The organism is Stenotrophomonas sp. FR012 (assembly GCF_047520565.2).
In the GTDB taxonomy this organism is placed as follows: Bacteria; Pseudomonadota; Gammaproteobacteria; order Xanthomonadales; family Xanthomonadaceae; genus Stenotrophomonas; species Stenotrophomonas sepilia.
Map to the genome: position 1 here is coordinate 257,584 of NZ_JAXBQL020000001.1, position 17,797 is coordinate 275,380.

General features: G+C 64.7%; 18 protein-coding genes and 1 tRNA gene. 16 read left to right on the forward strand and 3 right to left on the reverse strand.

Annotated features, from left to right (window positions below; genetic code table 11):
• Positions 1–34: 34 nt before the first annotated feature.
• From fabD to ACM0O9_RS01290, 12 genes are all read left to right on the forward strand, one after another.
• Entirely contained in the window at positions 35–979 is a 945-nt protein-coding gene (gene fabD / locus ACM0O9_RS01235; RefSeq protein WP_005415507.1) for an ACP S-malonyltransferase, read from the forward strand.
• Between the two features lie 82 nt (positions 980–1,061).
• Positions 1,062–1,805, forward strand: a complete 744-nt coding sequence (fabG, locus tag ACM0O9_RS01240; protein WP_005408312.1) for a 3-oxoacyl-ACP reductase FabG — start codon at positions 1,062–1,064, stop codon at positions 1,803–1,805.
• 152 nt (positions 1,806–1,957) lie between these two features.
• Positions 1,958–2,197: an acyl carrier protein gene (gene acpP / locus ACM0O9_RS01245; protein ID WP_061480516.1), complete on the forward strand. Its 240-nt coding sequence runs from the start codon at positions 1,958–1,960 to the stop codon at positions 2,195–2,197.
• A 140-nt stretch (positions 2,198–2,337) separates the two neighbouring features.
• Positions 2,338–3,600, forward strand: a complete 1,263-nt coding sequence (fabF, locus tag ACM0O9_RS01250; RefSeq protein ID WP_065177975.1) for a beta-ketoacyl-ACP synthase II — start codon at positions 2,338–2,340, stop codon at positions 3,598–3,600.
• A 101-nt stretch (positions 3,601–3,701) separates the two neighbouring features.
• Complete coding sequence (locus ACM0O9_RS01255) at positions 3,702–5,066, forward strand: aminodeoxychorismate synthase component I (protein ID WP_065197122.1); 1,365 nt, start codon at positions 3,702–3,704, stop codon at positions 5,064–5,066.
• Positions 5,067–5,298: 232 nt separating this feature from the next.
• A complete protein-coding gene (gene mltG, locus ACM0O9_RS01260) occupies positions 5,299–6,360 on the forward strand; it encodes an endolytic transglycosylase MltG (RefSeq protein ID WP_005415512.1) in 1,062 nt (353 codons plus the stop codon).
• Positions 6,357–7,022: a dTMP kinase gene (tmk, locus tag ACM0O9_RS01265; protein ID WP_414603993.1), complete on the forward strand. Its 666-nt coding sequence runs from the start codon at positions 6,357–6,359 to the stop codon at positions 7,020–7,022. Before mltG ends, tmk begins: the two co-directional genes overlap by 4 nt.
• Positions 7,019–7,975 carry a DNA polymerase III subunit delta' gene (locus ACM0O9_RS01270; protein ID WP_414603994.1) on the forward strand — a complete coding sequence of 319 codons (957 nt, stop codon included), beginning with the start codon at positions 7,019–7,021 and terminating at the stop codon, positions 7,973–7,975. Before tmk ends, ACM0O9_RS01270 begins: the two co-directional genes overlap by 4 nt.
• Positions 7,972–8,325 carry a PilZ domain-containing protein gene (locus ACM0O9_RS01275; protein ID WP_005412452.1) on the forward strand — a complete coding sequence of 118 codons (354 nt, stop codon included), beginning with the start codon at positions 7,972–7,974 and terminating at the stop codon, positions 8,323–8,325. The genes ACM0O9_RS01270 and ACM0O9_RS01275 overlap by 4 nt, the downstream gene beginning before the upstream one ends.
• Before the next feature lie 113 nt (positions 8,326–8,438).
• A tRNA-Val gene (locus tag ACM0O9_RS01280) sits at positions 8,439–8,513 on the forward strand.
• Positions 8,514–8,675: 162 nt separating this feature from the next.
• Positions 8,676–9,086 (forward strand): hypothetical protein, encoded by a 411-nt coding sequence (locus ACM0O9_RS01285; RefSeq protein ID WP_322534806.1) that lies wholly within the window; start codon positions 8,676–8,678, stop codon positions 9,084–9,086.
• Positions 9,087–9,203: 117 nt separating this feature from the next.
• Positions 9,204–10,115, forward strand: a complete 912-nt coding sequence (locus tag ACM0O9_RS01290; protein WP_425524660.1) for a DUF6414 family protein — start codon at positions 9,204–9,206, stop codon at positions 10,113–10,115.
• Positions 10,116–10,324: 209 nt separating this feature from the next.
• On the opposite strand, the gene ACM0O9_RS01295 is transcribed toward ACM0O9_RS01290, so the two are convergent.
• Positions 10,325–10,888, reverse strand: coding sequence for a hypothetical protein (locus ACM0O9_RS01295; protein ID WP_322534804.1), 564 nt, complete (start codon positions 10,886–10,888; stop codon positions 10,325–10,327).
• A 52-nt stretch (positions 10,889–10,940) separates the two neighbouring features.
• Positions 10,941–11,348 (reverse strand): hypothetical protein, encoded by a 408-nt coding sequence (locus ACM0O9_RS01300; protein ID WP_322534803.1) that lies wholly within the window; start codon positions 11,346–11,348, stop codon positions 10,941–10,943.
• Between the two features lie 562 nt (positions 11,349–11,910).
• Here ACM0O9_RS01300 and ACM0O9_RS01305 point away from each other — a divergent pair.
• The 4 genes from ACM0O9_RS01305 (at position 11,911) to ACM0O9_RS01320 (ending at position 16,654) form a co-directional block, all read left to right on the forward strand.
• Positions 11,911–12,291 (forward strand): tautomerase family protein, encoded by a 381-nt coding sequence (locus tag ACM0O9_RS01305; protein WP_180866944.1) that lies wholly within the window; start codon positions 11,911–11,913, stop codon positions 12,289–12,291.
• Positions 12,292–12,482: 191 nt separating this feature from the next.
• Positions 12,483–12,869, forward strand: a complete 387-nt coding sequence (locus ACM0O9_RS01310; RefSeq protein ID WP_414603995.1) for a DUF2946 family protein — start codon at positions 12,483–12,485, stop codon at positions 12,867–12,869.
• Positions 12,870–12,998: 129 nt separating this feature from the next.
• Complete coding sequence (locus ACM0O9_RS01315; RefSeq protein WP_322534800.1) at positions 12,999–15,137, forward strand: TonB-dependent receptor; 2,139 nt, start codon at positions 12,999–13,001, stop codon at positions 15,135–15,137.
• Between the two features lie 11 nt (positions 15,138–15,148).
• Positions 15,149–16,654 (forward strand): PepSY domain-containing protein, encoded by a 1,506-nt coding sequence (locus tag ACM0O9_RS01320; RefSeq protein WP_065185811.1) that lies wholly within the window; start codon positions 15,149–15,151, stop codon positions 16,652–16,654.
• A gap of 9 nt (positions 16,655–16,663) precedes the next feature.
• Here ACM0O9_RS01320 and ACM0O9_RS01325 read toward each other — a convergent pair whose 3' ends face one another.
• The gene (locus ACM0O9_RS01325) at positions 16,664–17,797 is read right to left on the reverse strand and encodes an MFS transporter (RefSeq protein ID WP_111202072.1); all 1,134 of its coding nucleotides are present in this window, start codon (positions 17,795–17,797) and stop codon (positions 16,664–16,666) included.

Sequence of the window (17,797 nt, forward strand, 5' to 3'; positions counted from 1 at the left end):
TGGCCCGCTTCGATTGCAGCAAGCGGATGACCGCGTGACCGTATCCACCCTCGCTTTTGTCTTCCCCGGCCAGGGCTCGCAGTCTGTGGGCATGGTGGCCGAGCTGGCCGAACTGCACCCGCAGGTGCGTGAAGCCTTCACCGAGGCATCCGATGGTGCTGGCGTCGACCTGTGGGCGCTGTCCCAGGGTGGCCCGGAAGAAATGCTCAACCGTACCGAATACACCCAGCCGGCCCTGTTGGCCGCAAGCATTGGTGTGTGGCGCGCCTGGAACGCCGTGGGCGGTCCGCGCCCGTCGGTGCTGTCCGGCCACAGTCTGGGCGAGTACACCGCCCTGGTTGCCGCCGGCGCGCTGAGCCTGCATGACGGCGCGCACCTGGTGCGCCTGCGTGGCCAGCTGATGCAGGAAGCGGCACCGGCCGGTGTCGGTGCCATGGCCGCCGTGCTCGGTGCCGAAGACCAGCTGGTGCTGGATGTCTGCGCCGAAGCCGCAGGCAGCCAGGTGGTGGTGCCGGCCAACTTCAATTCGCCGGGCCAGATCGTGATCGGTGGCGACGCCGACGCGGTCGACCGTGCGCTGGCGCTGTTGGCCGAGAAGGGCGTGCGCAAGGCGGTCAAGCTGGCCGTCAGCGTACCCTCGCACACCCCGTTGATGCGCGAAGCCGCCAACCGCTTGGCCGAAGTGATGGCTGGCCTGTCCTGGCAGGCGCCGCAGCTGCCGGTGGTGCAGAACGTCGATGCCCAGGTGCACGACGGCGTGGACGCCATCCGCACCGCGCTGGTCCAGCAGCTTTACCAGCCGGTGCAGTGGACCGGTTGCGTGCAGGCGCTGGCCGCCCGTGGCATCACCCAGATTGCCGAGTGCGGCCCAGGCAAGGTGCTGACCGGCCTGGTCAAGCGCATCGACAAGGCCATCGACGGCCGTCCTCTGGCCACGCCGGGCGACTTTGAAGCCGCCCGCGAGGCATGGTCGGCCTGACCTTCCCTGTTTCCTGCCGACCGTACCGGTGGCCGCTGCAAGCGGCACGGTGCGGCGGCCGCTCCCGTCTGAGGAAAACAACATGAGCAAGCCCCTGCAGGGTGAAATCGCACTGGTCACCGGTGCCAGCCGTGGCATTGGTGCCGCCATCGCCGATCTGCTGGCCGCCCAGGGCGCCACCGTCATCGGCACCGCCACCACCGAATCCGGCGCCGCCGCGATCGGTGAGCGCCTGGCCGCCCACGGCGGTCACGGCCGCGCGCTGAACGTCACCGACGCCGCTGCGCTGGACAGCGTGCTCGATGGCATCGCCAAGGAATTCGGCCCGATCTCGATCCTGGTCAACAATGCCGGCATCACCCGCGACAACCTGCTGATGCGCATGAAGGACGAGGACTGGGCGTCGATCATCGACACCAACCTGACCAGCGTGTTCCGCACCAGCAAGGCGGTGATGCGCGGCATGATGAAGGCGCGCAAGGGCCGCATCATCAACATCGCATCGGTGGTGGGCGTGACCGGCAACGCCGGCCAGGCCAACTACGCGGCCGCCAAGGCCGGCATCATCGGCTTCAGCAAGTCGCTGGCCAAGGAAATCGGCTCGCGCGGCGTCACCGTCAATGTTGTCGCACCCGGCTTCATCGACACCGACATGACCAAGGCGTTGCCGGAAGAAGCGCGTACCGCGCTGATCAACGACATCGCCCTCGAACGCCTGGGTTCGCCGGAGGACATCGCCCATGCGGTGGCGTTCCTGGCCAGCCCGGCTGCCGGTTACATCACCGGCGAAACCCTCCATGTGAACGGCGGCATGTACATGCCGTAAGCAAGGGGCGCAGGGATTGCGCCGCAAGTGGTTGATCTGCGGAGGTTTTTGCTGCAATGCAAGGCCGCGCCGGTTTCCACTACACTATCCCACGGCCATCGCCCTTGATGGCGACCACTTTTGAACCACAACTCCATCTGGAGCGAGATCCCATGAGCACCATCGAAGAACGCGTCAAGAAAATCGTCGTCGAACAGCTTGGCGTCAAGGAAGATGAAGTCACCAACAGCGCATCGTTCGTCGATGACCTGGGCGCTGACTCGCTGGACACCGTCGAGCTGGTGATGGCCCTGGAAGAAGAATTCGAGTGCGAGATCCCGGACGAAGAAGCCGAGAAGATCAGCACCGTGCAGGCCGCCATCGACTACATCACGGCCCACGTCAAGGCCTGATGTCAGACGGCAGTGCGCGCGGGTCTCCGCTCGCCGCGCACCGCACCCCATGGGGCCGCAGTTGCGGCCCCGTGTGTTTGAGCATCACACCGAAGCAAACCGTGTTACCCGATTGAACCTTCGGGTCAGGAGAATCAGCAATGAAGCGTCGCGTCGTCGTAACCGGCCTGGGTATCGTCTCGCCGTTGGGCAATGATCTGGCCAGCAGCTGGGAAGGCATCACCCAGGGTCGTTCGGGCATCGGTCCGCTGACCAACGTTTCTGATGCCTACCTGGATCGGTTCACCACCAAGATTGCAGGTGAGGTCAAGGGCTTTGACATCACCGCCGACAACGAACTGTTCGGCAAGTACCGGGTCAGCGGCAAGGATGCCAAGAAGATGGACCCGTTCATCCATTACGGCCTCGGTGCCTCGTTCATGGCCCTGCACGACTCGGGCCTGGAGATCACCGACGCCAATGCCGAGCGCATCGGCGCCATTGTCGGCGCCGGCATCGGCGGCCTGCTCGGCATCGAAGAGCAGACCATCGAGTTCCACGAGGGCAAGAAGATCTCGCCCTTCTACGTGCCCAAGACCATCATCAACATGCTGCCGGGCCAGCTGAGCATCATCACCGGCCTGAAGGGCCCGTCGTTCTCGGCGGTGTCGGCGTGCGCGACCTCGAACCACTCGATCGGCACCGCGATGCGCATGATCCAGTACGGCGACGCCGACGTGATGGTGGTCGGTGGTGCCGAGCGTGGCTCGTCGCCGACCGCCCTGGGTGGCTTCTGCGCGATGAAGGCCATGAGCACCCGCAACGACGCTCCGGAACAGGCCTCGCGCCCGTGGGACAAGGACCGTGACGGCTTCGTGCTGGGCGACGGCGCCGGCATCCTGATCCTGGAAGAGTACGAGCACGCCAAGGCACGCGGCGCGAAGATCTACTGCGAACTGGCCGGTTTCGGTGCCAGCTCCGACGCGTACCACATGACCGCCCCGAGCGAGAACGGCGAAGGCGCCGCCCGCTGCATGGTCATGGCCATGAAGGACGCTGGTGTGACCCCGGAACAGGTCGGCTACCTCAACGCGCACGGCACCTCCACGCCGCTGGGCGACCTGGGCGAGACCATGGCGATGAAGACCGCCTTCGGCGACCACGCCTACAAGATGATGGTCAGCTCCACCAAGTCGATGACCGGCCACCTGCTGGGCGCGGCCGGCGGCGTGGAAGCGATCTTCTCGGTGATGGCGCTGCAGGACAACGTCATTCCGCCGACCATCAACCTGCAGCAGCCGGGCGAAGGCTGCGACCTGGACTACGTGCCCAACGAAGCACGCCAGGCCAAGGTTGACGTGGTGATGTCCAATGGCTTCGGCTTCGGCGGCACCAACGGCACGCTGATCTTCAAGCGCGTCTGACCGGGTTGTAGCGTCGGGCCATGCTCGACTGAACGTGCATTACGCACGAGGAGGCCGCCGCAAGGCGGCTTCCGTGCATCTGAATCCCTGAACTGGCCATCATGACCCACGCACCGCTGATCCAACCGCTGCCGCACCCGATCGATCTGCTGGCCCTGCAGCATCATGACCCGGCACGCTTCCCGCTGCTGATGGAATCCACCGCCTCGGGCACCGCCCAGGGCCGCTGGAGCCTGCTGCTGGCCGCGCAGGGCGACTGCCTGCGGCTGGATGCCGATGGCCAGGTGCGCGACCAGCACGACGCGGTACACGCCGGCAGCTTCCTGCAGGTGCTGGACCGTGCCTGGCAGCACGAACGCCTGCCGCACGACGGCAGCCACAGCCTGCCGTTCCGTGGCGGCTGGGCGTTGATGCTCGATTACGAAGTGGCCAGCCAGATTGAACCGGTGCTGCCGGCGCGCGCGCGCGAGGACGGCCGCCCGACCGCGCTGGCGCTGCGCTGCCCGGCTGCGGTGCTGCACGACCACCAGAACGACGCCAGCTTCGTCATCGCCGAAGCCGGTGAGCAGGCCCTGCTGGAGGCGCTGGTGACCATGGCGTCGCAGGCACTGCCGGAGGCCGGGCAGGGCTGGCAGCCGCCGCAGTCGGTGGGCGAGGATGCGCCACAGCGCTTCACCGACGGCGTGCGCCGGGTGATCGACTACCTGCGTGCCGGCGATGTGTTCCAGGTGAACCTGTCGCGGCGCTGGAGCGCGCAGTTCGCTGCGCCGGTCCAGCCGCAGGCGCTGTACGCGCAGCTGCGTCGTGCCAACCCGGCACCGTTCGCCGGCCTGTTCAGCGCGCACGGTCGCCATGTGGTCAGTTCCTCGCCGGAGCGGCTGGTGTCGGTGCATGCCGGCCACGCGCAGACGCGTCCCATTGCCGGCACGCGTCCGCGCTTCGAGGGGGACGATGATGCCGCGCGCATCCGGGAGCTGGTCGGCCACCCCAAGGAGCGTGCTGAGCACGTGATGCTGATCGACCTGGAACGCAACGACCTGGGCCGCATCTGCCTGCCCGGCACCGTGGTGGTCGATGAGTTGATGACGGTGGAGAGCTACGCCCATGTGCACCACATCGTCAGCAATGTCAGCGGCCACCTGCGCCCGGAGGTCACGCCCGGCGAGGTGATCGCCGCCACGTTCCCGGGTGGCACCATCACCGGCTGCCCCAAGGTGCGATGCATGCAGATCATCAGCGAACTGGAGCAGGTGCCGCGCGGTGCCTACACCGGCGCGTTCGGCTGGCTGAACCGCGATGGCGACCTGGACCTGAACATCCTGATCCGTACCGCCGAAGTGGATGGCCACGAGGTGAGCTTCCGCACCGGCGCCGGCATCGTGGTCGATTCGGACCCGGACAAGGAACTGGACGAGACCCGCGCCAAGGCCCGCGGCCTGCTGCGCGCGCTCGGCCAGCAGGGGTAGTGCCGGGCGCTGGCCGGCAACGCCATTCCCCCACGGTGGGTGCCGACCGTTGGTCGGCACGGAGTCCTCCATGGCCATTCATCCACGCATGGCGTGGATCTACTGATCGCCGCGCCAGGCATGGATTGTGGTGGGTGCCGACCGTTGGTCGGCACGGCGACGCCACCCCGGTCATGACCCCAATCCACCGGCACGGTATCCTGCACGACGGAATCGAGTTCAGAGGTAGTCCATGGCGGGAGCCAAGCGCGGGTGTCTGTTCGTGGTAACGCTGGTGGTGGTGCTGGCCGCTGTCGTGGCCGGCGCGGGCGCGTGGTTCTTCTACCAGCAGACCCGCTTCGCCGATGCCCCGATCACCCCCACCGCCGAAAGCGTGGTCATCGCCAGCGGCGATGGCATGAACAGCGTGCTGCGCAAGCTACGCGATGCCGGCGTGGACGAGGGCCAGGACACCCAGTGGCAACTGCTGGCGCGCCAGCTCGATGCCGCCGGCAAGCTGAAGGTGGGCGAGTACGCGCTCAGCGGCGAGCTGACCCCGCGCGAGCTGCTGTTGCGCATGCGTGCCGGCAAGGTGCTGCAGCACCGCGTCACGATTGTCGAGGGCTGGAACATCCGCCAGCTGCGTGCTGCGCTCAAGCGCGCCGAGCCGCTGCTGCACACCACCGACAATCTTGATGACGCCGCGCTGATGCAGCGCCTCGGCTTCGGTGGCCAGCATCCGGAAGGCCGCTTCCTGCCGGAGACCTACGTCTACCAGCGCGGCGACAGCGATCTGGACGTGCTCAAGCGCGCGCACGCCGCGATGGAAAAGGCGCTGGATGAAGCCTGGGAAAGCCGCGCGCCGGACCTGCCGATCAACACGCCCTACGAACTGCTGACGCTGGCCTCGATCATCGAGAAGGAAACCGCATTGGCCAGCGAGCGCCCGCAGATTGCCGGCGTGTTCATGCGTCGCCTGAAGATCGGCATGCGCCTGCAGACCGACCCGACCGTGATCTACGGCCTCGGTGCCGCGTATGACGGCAACATCCGCCGCCGCGACCTGACCACCGATACGCCCTACAACACCTATACCCGTGCCGGCCTGACCCCGACCCCGATCGCCATGCCCAGCCGTGACGCGCTGATGGCGGCCGCGCAACCCGCGGCGGGCGACGCGCTGTACTTCGTCGCCGTCGGCGATGGCAGCGGCGCGCACGTGTTCTCGCCCAGCCTGGACCAGCACAACGCCGCCGTGGCGCGCTACCTGCAACAGCTGCGCCAGCAACGTACCCAGGAGACCCCGGCGCAATGAGTCCCGCGCTGCTTCGCCACCCGCGTTTCGTCAGCCTGGAAGGCGGCGAGGGCGCGGGCAAGACCACCGCCATCAATGCCATCCGTGAGTGCCTGCGCAGCCACGGCCACGAGGTGGTGCTGACCCGTGAACCGGGCGGCACGCCACTGGCCGAGCGCATCCGCGGCCTGGTGCTGAAACCCGATGCCGAGATCGCCGCCGAACCGCTCAGCGCCGAAGCCGAGCTGCTGCTGGTATTCGCCGCGCGCGCGCAGCACGTGCGCCAGGTGATCCGGCCGGCGCTGCAGCGCGGCGCCTATGTGCTGAGCGATCGCTTCACCGATTCCAGCTACGCCTATCAGGGCGGTGGCCGTGGCCTCGACCCGCAGTGGATTGCCGACCTGGAGCGCCGCGCGGTCGGCCTGCTGCCGGGCCTGACCCTGCTGCTGGATGTGGACGTGGCCGTCGGCCGCGCGCGCGCCAACGGCCGCGACCTGTGGCCGGACCGCATCGAGAGCGAGCAGGACGATTTCTTCCAGCGCGTGCGCGAAGTGTTCCGCAGCCGCGCACAGCAGGATCCGCAGCGCTTCGCATTGATTGATGCGGGCCAGGAGCAGGCGCGCGTGGCCGCCGATGTGGTCGCGCGTGTCGAGCGCTGGCTGCAGGACGGGGAGGGCGCATGAATACCTTTTCACCGTGGCAGCAGCGCGCGTTCGACCAGACCGTGGCCGCGCTCGACGCCGGTCGCCTCGGTCATGGCCTGCTGATCTGCGGTCCGGCCGGGCTGGGCAAGCATGAGGTGGCGCTGGCGCTGGCCGACCACGTGCTGGCGCAGGGCGATGCAGCCCACGCCACGCGCACGCGCCAGCTGATCGCAGCGGGCACACACCCGGACCTGCAGCTGGTCAGCTTCATTCCGAACAAGAGCGGTGACAAGCTGCGCACCGAGATCGTCATCGAGCAGGTGCGCGAGATCACCGACAAGCTGGCGCTGACCCCGCAGTACGGCGTGGCGCAGGTCGTGATCGTCGATCCGGCCGATGCGATCAACCGTTCGGCCGCCAACGCGCTGCTGAAGACGCTGGAGGAGCCGCAGCCCGGCCGCTACCTGTGGCTGATCAGCAGCGATCCGGCACGCCTGCCGCAGACCATCCGCAGCCGTTGCCAGCGACTGGAATTCAAGTTGCCGCCGCAGCACGAAGCACTGGCCTGGCTGCAGCAGCAGGGCCATAGCGAGGCATCGGCGCGCGAAGCGCTGGACGCGGCGCGCGGCCATCCCGGCCAGGCCGACAACTGGCTGCGCGAAGACGGCCTGAGCCTGCGCCGCGAAGTGGGCCGCGAGCTGGAACAGCTGGCTGCCGGCAAGACCGGCGCGGTGGAGCTGGCGCAGAAGTGGTGCGGTGACGACAACGCGGCGCTGCGCCTGCGCTTTGCCGCCGACCTGGCACTGACCCAGGCCAGCACCGATGCCTTGACCACGCCGGAGCGATTGCACAAGCTTGCAGCCTGGTTCGATGCGGCCAACCGCACCCGCGACCTGCTGCGCACCACGGTGCGTGCAGACCTTGCGGTGGTCGAGTTGCTGCTGGCCTGGAACAAGGTGAACGAGCGGCCCGCCGCAAGGGGAAATCGATGAGTGCCAGCAACGCCCGCCAGGGCATCCTGTCCCTGGCCGTGAAGGACAAAGCCGCGCTGTACAGCGCGTACATGCCGTTCGTGAAGAATGGCGGCATCTTCGTGCCCACGCCCAAGCGCTACTTCCTGGGCGACGAGGTGTTCCTGCTGCTGACGCTGCCCGATTCCAGCGAGCGCCTGCCGGTGGCCGGCAAGGTGATCTGGGTGACCCCGGCCGGCGCGCAGGGCAACCGCACCGCTGGCATCGGCGTGCAGCTGGCCGACGGTGCCGAAGGCGAGGGCGTGCGCCACAAGATCGAGACTCTGCTGGCCGGCCTGACCGGCTCGGACAAGCCGACCCATACGATGTGAGGTAGCGTCGAGCCATGCCCGGCGGCGGCCCTCGAAACGCCCGTGAACACGAATGTGAAAAACTGTTGACGGCCTCTGAAAAGCCCCTATAATGAGCGGCTCAGCAACACACCGGGCGGTTAGCTCAGCGGTAGAGCATTGCCTTCACACGGCAAGGGTCACAGGTTCGATCCCTGTACCGCCCACCATGTTGCAGAACGAAAGAAGCCTCCAGCGATGGGGGCTTTTTTGTTGCGCGAAAAATTGTGAGCATTTGTACAATCATGCTCAGGAGCTCATGGATTCCTGATTGTTGGATAGCCGTACTCGTTCTAGAGTTCGCTCATCTTGCAATTCCGCGCGGGGGATGAATGAAGGGAAAGAAAGTTAAGTGGCTGATATATACGGTGCTTGTTGGCCTCATTCCGGTATTGTCTAGGTTGATGGTCTGGAGTGTCACCTCTCCGGGAAGTGTTGCTCTCATATCGTCCTCCGATTTTGTGGCATTTGGATTGGTGTTGCATATCTCAAACATAAACGAGATTGAGCATTTTTCAGGAGTGGATAGGGAATGGAAGACCATTCAAAATGGAACTTCAATTGCATTCATAGCTTTGTATAGCGTTCTATTTGCGTTGAATGTAATTGGCGGAGGGCTAATTGATGGCGCTGCCATGAATATGTGCACTTTAATTCTTTCGATGGTCTCATTCTTGATCAGTTATTCCGTCTATGATCGGATTTCTAAGGCCGAGGCTGTCGTGGAGGAGGGGCGTATATGACTTTACTGGTAGTGATTGCGTCCATAGTTTTCTCGATTTCTGGGCTGGTAGTTTCCTTGTGGTCGATCTATACAACTAGAAAAAAATACTACCTTGAATATAAGGGGAGGAAGATGCGTGATTAGAAATTTCATATATCTTGATGAGGATAAGATGTATTCCTTGTCGTCTCAGTTGTTCGAGGGTGTAACTGAGTATGTTTTGAATGAATCATTCTCGGAGAAGAGCGAGTCTGAAGATCAGAAGGGGCCTGTGGGGAGTGGGAGGGTGCTGGGTGATATCCTGAGAAGTGGTGATAGAAGGACTGAGAAAAAGTTTCTTAATGATTATTCTTTTTCGATCTTTGAGAAAAGGTTGATTGACGATTCTGCTGTTTCTATTGTTTCTGCTTCGGCCAGCGATGTTGACTTTGATGGTCGATCCTTCGCTAAGGTTTCATCTCGTGTGGTTTTCAATGACATCAATTCAATCAAGAAAACTCTAGGAAATTTTAATGATGTTGGGCGGGCTATGGCCCACGTAACCAACTTCGAAGAAATTTCTGCTGCAGATAGGCAGCTTGGTGAACTCAGACGGGCGGGTAAGGGTGGGCCTAAGCTGCAAGCCGAGCTAAAGTCGCTGATGAACGTGGATAGAATTGCCAAAAATTCGGGGCTTTATCAGGACAAGAAATTCCTTGATGATTTGGCGTTGCTTCTTGAGTATGGATTTCAAGATCAATTGGAGATTCAGATGAATGTGGGTGAGAATATTTTTTCATCTAATCTAAATAGGTTGTTCTTGCGTGAATCTGAAGATTTATTGGTCCGGAAGTACTCAAGAAGAACGGAGGTTGAGTTCACGCTTTTTGGGATTGTGACGCAGTATAAAGGAGGGGCTGGAGCCTCTGAAGGGGCTGTGGGTGTGGATGGTATCAAGGGGGCGCTAATGAATTTGATTTCGAGTTTGATTGGGGTGGAGTCAACCTTTACTGGGCGGCTTGAAAATGAAATAATTGTAGATCCTATTGCTATTTATGTTGAGCTATAAATTATTGTGAAAATTGAGGGGCTTGTGAATCTTGAGAATTTTGCTGAGCTAGGGGCGTTTGGGGGATTTTCTCGAATGTTGGTGAGTGCTGTTAATGATTCCGGCTGCACAGGAGTCTGTTTTCTGAAGTGGTTTTCCCATCTGACCACGACGCCCGCCGGCATTGACTGCCGTTCGAAGGTCATAATTGAATGCTAGCTTTGCCGATGTCAGTCGTGATTTGCTAAAAGACACTTCGCGATCATCGCCGTGGCATCCAACAGGTCATGGCCGTTGCCCGCCTGCACCACCACCGCCAACAGACTACGGCCCACCTCGGCATTGCCGCTGGTCAGTTCCATCTCGCCTTCAAAGCACAGATCGGCCAACCATTCGTGGGCCTGCTGCAGCCCGCGCTTGCGGACGCGGCGGAACTCGGCGAGCAGCTTCGCCTGGCCGGCCTCCTGCTCACCCTCGGCCAGCAGGCCGATGGCACCGCCGTGCGCCGCGCGCCAGAGGGCCGGCAGTGGGCGACCGTTCGCATCCACCACGTCCGCCGAGAACTGGGCGCAGTACATCTCGTAGCGTTTACCCGCCGTACTGCTGGGCACGATGCCGGCCTCGGCGAGCAGGCGTTCGGCTTCATCCAGTTTGCTGAACTTCAAGCGCAGCAGTGCAGGACGGCTCAGCTGTTGTGCCAGCGCGTGCTGGTTGGCGGCAAACCATACGTTCCAACCCACGGTTGCGCGGCCTTCCAGCGCGGCCTTGAAGTACTCCAGGTGTTCGGCGTCCATTGCGGTCTCCTGCGTTCCCTGCGCGATTGTAGCGGGAGCGTATCCGGGCGGGTCAGGCGTCGCCGCCGGAGAGGCAGTGATGCGCCTCGCGTACCAGTTGTCGCGCGGCCACGATCAGTCCGTCGATATGGAAGGCGCCCAACTGTTCGTCCGGGCCGCCTTCGTTGCGCGCACGGTCGGCGGCTTGCAGCAGATCGAGCAATGCGCTGAGCCCAGATAGCGAGCGGCGCAATGAAGCGTGAATGCTGGCACCGAGGTTGAGGTTGTTGCACGGTTGCCCGTCATCGCCGTCGGCATGGTTGATGGCATTGAGGCAAGTGAAGAACGCAGGCGACTGCACGGGCAGATTCTGTTCGTGCAAGGCGCATTCGATCTCGCGTGCGAGGTCCTCGGGTACGTCGGCGGCGATGTCGCCGATCAGGGCGAACAGGCGGGGATGGACGGCGGTGCGGTTGGTCACGGCGAAACCCTCACTGGCGTGGAGCCACCTTCCAGAGTGAAGGTGGCGGACGGTGCGGGTTGGCGTGCCGGGGCAAACACAACGGAGTGAAAAATCACCCGGCGGATCCAGTGATCCCCACGCACCGCCCGCCATTGAGGGCAGTTGGTGCATTCTTGCGGCTACGCACTGCTGCGCAACCTATCCGTTCGGTTTGCTTTTTCGAGACGCCAATCCCGGCCTAGGCATCTGCCTAGGCCCGGAGATCATCGGATCGCACAATCACAGTGGTCTGTAAGGAAAGTTCTCAACTGAGTGCAGGCGCACCAAGCGTTCACCGTTCTGTGCCCTGCGGCACCCGCCCGCTGTGCAGCCCATCACTGATGGCGCATATCGCCGCCCATGCCGACCGTGCATATGACGACTCCTGTGCGGCGCTACCATGTCAATCACGTCACCCAGCGCGCGCGGGCGGGGATGTGCCACGGGTGAAGGCAGAGGGTTCCACCCCTGCGCTGTCCCATCGCCCCGGGCAGGCGTAGTCTCAGCCCATTGCCGTGCCCATCCACGCTGGAGCCCCGCCATGCCGCTAGCCCGCATCGATCTTCGCAAAGGCAAATCCGCCGACTACCTGCAACGTGTCGGTGAAACCATCTACCAGGCCATGCGCGCGGTGGGGGTACCGGAAAACGACCGCTTCCAGATCTTCCAGGAACACGCGCCCGGCACGCTGATCTACGACCCCGGCTACCTGGGCGTGGACCGTACCGACGATTTCATCTGCATCCAGATCACCTGGAACGAAGGGCGCACGCTGGAGCAGAAGAAGGCGTTGTACCTGGGCATTGCCGAGGGCCTGCATGCGGCAGTGGGCATCCGCCGTGAGGACGTGTTCATCAATCTGGTGGAAGTGAAGAAGGAGAACTGGTCGTTCGGCAATGGCGTGGCGCAGTACGTGAGTTGATGGGCGAAAAACATCCATGCGTGGCGTGGATCTACTGAATGGAGGGCGTGCGCGGGGGAGGGCAGCCCTGCGTCACCGTGTCGCAGGGGGTAAACCCTGAACGGGGTCCAAGGTTGGACACAGGCCCGTAGAATGGCCGGGTGCGTCATTCTGTCCTCCACCGCCGGTTCCAGGCCCTGGCTTGGCTTGCCATGCTGCTGGTGCTGCTCGCCCCGCTGGTGAGCCGCTGGCTGGCGCACGGGCACGTGGCCGCGGCGGTGCCGGTGGCGGCGATGGATCATTCCCAGCACGCGCAGCACGTGATGGAAGGGCACCATGACCATCACGCGATGGCGATGCCGCACGACGAATCGACGCCGAAGCCGGCTGTCGATCCACATGCCGATCATGAGATGGGCGTGGACTGCGATTACTGCCTGATTGCAGCGCGGTTGATCACCCTGTTGGTGGCGGCATTGCTGCTGTTGGCGCCGATGGCACCGGTGTGCCGCGCACTGCGCGGTGCGGTGCAGACGTTGCCGCAACGGATCAGCGGCACATTGGGAGCGCGTGGGCCGCCGGCCTTGATGGCCGTCTGAGCCGCACGCGCGTTGCATTGATCGTTTTCCCATGAGGTTGCCGGCTACGGCCGGTGCCCGCACGCGCGTGCTTGTCCTTTTCTCATTGCTGCCCTGCCATTGCGGGGTGGCCTTGCATGCCGTGGAAAAATGAAAACGAACCCCAACTCCGCACGCCTGCGCCGGGCGGCGCTGTCTGTCGCCTGCGCGCTGCTGCTGCACTCCGTCTCTGCCCTTGCTGCCGACGCGGCACCCCCGACCACGCTGGAGACCGTACGCGTGATCGATACCCGCAGCGGCGAGCTGTCATCCACCGCCAGCGCAGGCTCTGCGCTGGGCCTGAGCGTGCTGCAGACGCCGGCCAGCCTGACGGTGATTTCGCGCGAACAGCTGGAACAGCGCGGCGACAGCAACCTCAACGATGCGATCAGCCGGGCAGGTGCGATCAGTGCGATGCCGCACCCGGGCAACGGCCTGAGTGCGCTGTCCAGCCGTGGCTTCACCGATGGCGCCTCGGTGATGCGGCTGTACGACGGGCTGCGCCAGTACGGCGGCGTGGGCATCACCTTCCCGTTCGATACCTGGTCGATCGAGCGCATCGAAGTACTGCGCGGACCGGCCTCGGTGATCCATGGCGACGGTGCGATCGGCGGGGTGATCAACATCGTGCCGAAGAAGCCCTCGCGCGGTGCCATCGAAAACGAGATCAGTGTGACAGCGGGCAGCGAGGACACCGCGCGGCTGGGCTTCGGCAGTGGTGGCGCGCTGACGCCCGAGCTGGCCTACCGGCTGGATGTGAGCGGCAACTACAGCGGTGGCTGGGTCGATCGGGGACGCAACGGCGATGCCACCTTCTCCGGCGCGCTGCTGTGGCAGCCGCGCACCGACCTGCAGCTGACCTTGACCCACGCGCAGGGCCATCAGAAGCCGATGCGCTACTTCGGCACGCCGCTGGTGGAGGGACGCCAGTTGGAAGCGCTGCGCCATCGCAACTACAACGTGGACGACAGCGAGATCCGTTATCGCGACCGCTGGACCCAGCTTGATGCGCTGTGGACACCGAACGCGAACGTGGAATGGCGCACGCGCCTCTACCAGATCGACAGCCAGCGCGATTGGCGCAATGCCGAGGCCTATGTCTACAACCGCGCTACCGGCTTGATCGATCGATCTGGCAATACCGAGATCACCCACAACCAGGACCAGACCGGACTGACCTCGACGCTGCGCGTGCAGGGTGAAGTGGGCGGTCTGTCCAACAGTGTCGCGGTGGGGATGGATGTCAACCGCGCGCACTTCAAGCACACCAACAACACCTATGCCGGCAGCTCGGGCCCGGTCGATCCGTTCCATCCGGTGCCGGGCCAGTTTGCCAGCGACGCGCCGAACCTGCCGCGCTATCGCAACGCCGCCGAGCAGTACGCGCTGTTCGTGGAAGACCGGTTGGCGCTGAGCGAGCGCTGGTCGGTGCTGGGTGGGCTGCGCCACGACCGCGCGCGCATTGATCGCACCGATCTGATCAGCGGCCAGAATGCGTTCTCGAAAACCTACAGCAGCACCGGCTGGCGCGCCGGCACGGTATTTGCGCTGCAGCCGACGCTGAGCCTGTATGCGCAGTACTCGCAGGCGGCAGATCCGGTCAGTGGACTGCTGATGATCAGCCCCGCCAATGGAGCGTTCGATCTGGCCAATGGGCGGCAGATCGAGGTGGGCCTGAAGCAGGCGTTCGACGGTGGCGAGTGGACGCTGGCGGCGTACCGGATCCGCAAGACCGGCCTGCTCAGCCGCGATCCGCTGTTGCCGGATCGCCGCGTGCAGGTGGGCGCGCAGACCTCGCGCGGTATTGAAGCGTCGTTGACCTGGAATGTCGCGCCGCACTGGACGCTGGATGCCAACGCGACGGTGCTGAAGGCCGAATTCGCGGACTTCCTGGAAACCACGGGTTCGCCGGCGGTGCTGGTATCGCGTGATGGCAACGTGCCGCCGAACGTAGCCGAGCGCCTGGCCAGTGCGTGGCTCAGCTGGCAATTCGCACCGGACTGGAGTGCGGCGGGTGGCGTGCGCTACGTCGGCAAGCGCTACGCCGATAACGCCAACACGCTGGAGCTGCCCGGCTACAGTACCACCGACCTGGCGTTGACCTGGCAGGCGGCACCGCGCACGCGGCTATCCGCCCGGCTGTTCAACGTGTTCGACAAGGCGTACTACGCCACCGCGTACTACACCAGCACCCAGTGGCTGCTGGGGGCGGACCGGCGCGTCGAATTCACCGTCGACCATCGCTTCTGAGGGCGCTGGCGATGACGTTGCGTTCCACCGCCAGGCGCTGGACCTACCTGGTGCATCGCTGGCTGGGCATCGGCGGATGCCTGCTGATGCTGCTGTGGTTCGTCAGCGGCATGGTGATGCTGTTCATTGGTTACCCGAAGCTGACGCCCGGCGAGCGGCTGGCGGCGTTGCCGGTGCTGGGTGAGGCCCGCGACCTGCAGGGGCTGTCTGTACTGCCTGCCGCCGTGCAGGCCGAGCCGGAGGCTGTGGCATTGACCACGCTGCGTGGCGAGCCGGCGTATGTGGTGCGAAGTGGCAGCAACGTGGGCGCCTGGTCTGCCGTGACCGGCCAGGCCCTGCTGCCGGTGTCGGCACAGCGCGCCGAAGCATCCGCTGCACAGTTCGCCGGAGGCCCGGCCTTTGTGGGTGCGATGCGCGTGGAGGAGGACCGCTGGACGCATTCGCGCGCATTGGATGTGCATCGACCGCTCTATCGCGTCGAGGTGGGCGGCGCGCAGCCGGGCGACCTGTACGTGTCCTCGCGTACCGGCGAAGTGGTGCTGGACGCGCCGCATGTGCAGCAGCGCTGGAACTATGTGGGCGCCTGGCTGCACTGGTTGTATTTCCTGCGCATGCAGTCGGTGGACCCGGTGTGGACGTGGGTGGTGATCGTGCTGTCCGCACTGTGCACGCTGGCGGCGGTCAGCGGCATCGTGGTGGGTGTGTGGCGCTGGCGTTTCCGTGGGCACTATCGTTCCGGTGCGAAGACACCGTACGTCGAGCCGTGGATGCGCTGGCACCATCTGATCGGTCTGGTGGCAGCGGCCTTCGTGTTCACCTGGATCTTCAGTGGCCTGATGTCGATGAATCCATTGGGTGTCTTCAGCAGCACGCATGCTGCGATCGACGGTGGGCGCTATCGTGGCGGCGCTGTGGCGGTGGATGGCGCGTTGGGCGATCCGGCGAAGCTTCTGGCGGTGGCCGATGCTGAGTGCTTCCGCCCAGTTGAGATCCAGTGGCGGCGCATCGGTGGTGAGCTGTTCGCGGTGCTGCTGGACGGGCAGGGCGAGACCCGCATCGTGTCCGGCAGCGACGAGCATCTGCAGGTTGCGCACTTGCTGCCGGCCGCGTGGCTGCAGCAGAAGGCGCGTGCGCTGTCCGCTGCGCCGATGCAGGGCTTCGTGGTGCAGCAGACAGCGGATGCCTACTTCTATCCGCGTGCACCGGAAGCCATGAACGGCGCAGCAGTGCGCCGCTTCCCGGTGGCCGTGGTGGACTTCGGTGATGCCGAGGCGACGCGCGTCTATCTCGATCTGGCGACCGGCGATCCGTTGCTGACGATGGGGCATCGCGAGCGGGTGGGGCGCTGGTTGTTCTACTTCCTGCACAGCTGGGACCTGCCGGCGATGCTGCGCCAGGAAGGTACCCGGCTGGCGGTGCTGCTGCTGCTGAGCGCTGCTGGCACCGCACTGTGTGCCACGGCGACGGTGATCGGCTATCGGCGATTGCGGATGAAGCTGCGGCGCAGGCGGCGCTGATGCCCTGGGCTACACCCGCAGCCAGCGCGTGGACACCGCCACCAACAACAAGGCCGTGGCCACGCCGACGAACGCGGCGATCAGGCCGAAATGGTCTGCGGCGAAGCCGATCAGTGCCGGTCCGGCAAGGATGCCGGCAAAGCCGAGCGTGGACACGGCAGTGATCGCCAGCGCGCCGGGCATGCGGGTCTGGTGACCGGCCAGCGAGAACAGCGCGGGCGCGATGTTGGCGCAACCGAGGCCGACCAACACGTAGCCGACCAGCGACGCCTGCCACGGCGTGACCAGGGTCAGCACCAGCACGCCCGCAGTGGCAAGCAGAGCACCGAAGACGATCGCGCGCTGGCGGCCGACGCGCGCCACCAGTGCGTCGCCGAACAGGCGCGCCACGGTCATGGTCAGGGTGAAGGTCACGTAGCCGACGCCGGCCAGGCTGGCATCGACGCGCCGCACATCGCTGAGGAACACCGCGCTCCAATCGAGCATCGCGCCTTCACCGAGGAAGGCGACGAACGCCAGCACGCCGATGAACAACACGATGCCGTGCGGCAGGGCCAGCATCGGTGTGTCGTGCGGCATGCGTTCGCTGTGCCAGTGCGCTGCCGACAACAGCATCACCAGCAGCATGGCGCCAACGCCGATCAGCACCGATGCCAAGGGCGGCAGCTGTGCGGACAGCAGCACGGTCATGGTGGCCGCGCCGAGGAAGCCGCCGATGCTGAAGAAGGCATGGAAGCCGGACATCATTACGCGCCGTGCTTCGCGCTCGACGATGACGGCCTGTACGTTCATCGTGCAGTCCATCGCGCCCACGGCGGCGCCGAACACGAACAGCACCAGCCCCAGTTTCCAGGCCGAGCCGGCCAGGGCCAGGCCGGGCACGGTCAGGCAGATCAGCAGGCTGCTGGCCACCATCACCCGCCGGCAACCGAGGCGCGCGGCCAGCACGCCGGACAACGGCATTGCCAGCAGCGAACCGGCACCGAGGCAGAGCAGTACCAGCCCCAGCGTGGCGTCGTTGATCCCGGTGCGTGCCTTGGCGAACGGCACCAGGGTGGCCCACAGCGCGGTGGCGAAGCCGGGAATGAAGAACGCAGCGCGGGTCGCGTGCTGTTCGGCACGCGCGCGGTTGGCAAGGGACAT

Excerpts from the sequence above, each read along its gene's own strand:
- ACM0O9_RS01285 (WP_322534806.1), top strand. The coding sequence starts at position 8,676 with ATGAAGGGAAAGAAAGTTAAGTGGCTGATATATACGGTGCTTGTTGGC.
- ACM0O9_RS01320 (WP_065185811.1), top strand. The coding sequence starts at position 15,149 with ATGACGTTGCGTTCCACCGCCAGGCGCTGGACCTACCTGGTGCATCGC.
- tmk (WP_414603993.1), top strand. The coding sequence starts at position 6,357 with ATGAGTCCCGCGCTGCTTCGCCACCCGCGTTTCGTCAGCCTGGAAGGC.
- ACM0O9_RS01255 (WP_065197122.1), top strand. The coding sequence starts at position 3,702 with ATGACCCACGCACCGCTGATCCAACCGCTGCCGCACCCGATCGATCTG.
- ACM0O9_RS01295 (WP_322534804.1), bottom strand. The coding sequence starts at position 10,888 with ATGGACGCCGAACACCTGGAGTACTTCAAGGCCGCGCTGGAAGGCCGC.
- acpP (WP_061480516.1), top strand. The coding sequence starts at position 1,958 with ATGAGCACCATCGAAGAACGCGTCAAGAAAATCGTCGTCGAACAGCTT.
- ACM0O9_RS01270 (WP_414603994.1), top strand. The coding sequence starts at position 7,019 with ATGAATACCTTTTCACCGTGGCAGCAGCGCGCGTTCGACCAGACCGTG.
- ACM0O9_RS01315 (WP_322534800.1), top strand. The coding sequence starts at position 12,999 with ATGAAAACGAACCCCAACTCCGCACGCCTGCGCCGGGCGGCGCTGTCT.
- ACM0O9_RS01275 (WP_005412452.1), top strand. The coding sequence starts at position 7,972 with ATGAGTGCCAGCAACGCCCGCCAGGGCATCCTGTCCCTGGCCGTGAAG.
- ACM0O9_RS01325 (WP_111202072.1), bottom strand. The coding sequence starts at position 17,797 with ATGTCCCTTGCCAACCGCGCGCGTGCCGAACAGCACGCGACCCGCGCT.
- fabF (WP_065177975.1), top strand. The coding sequence starts at position 2,338 with ATGAAGCGTCGCGTCGTCGTAACCGGCCTGGGTATCGTCTCGCCGTTG.
- fabG (WP_005408312.1), top strand. The coding sequence starts at position 1,062 with ATGAGCAAGCCCCTGCAGGGTGAAATCGCACTGGTCACCGGTGCCAGC.
- ACM0O9_RS01305 (WP_180866944.1), top strand. The coding sequence starts at position 11,911 with ATGCCGCTAGCCCGCATCGATCTTCGCAAAGGCAAATCCGCCGACTAC.
- ACM0O9_RS01310 (WP_414603995.1), top strand. The coding sequence starts at position 12,483 with ATGCTGCTGGTGCTGCTCGCCCCGCTGGTGAGCCGCTGGCTGGCGCAC.
- mltG (WP_005415512.1), top strand. The coding sequence starts at position 5,299 with ATGGCGGGAGCCAAGCGCGGGTGTCTGTTCGTGGTAACGCTGGTGGTG.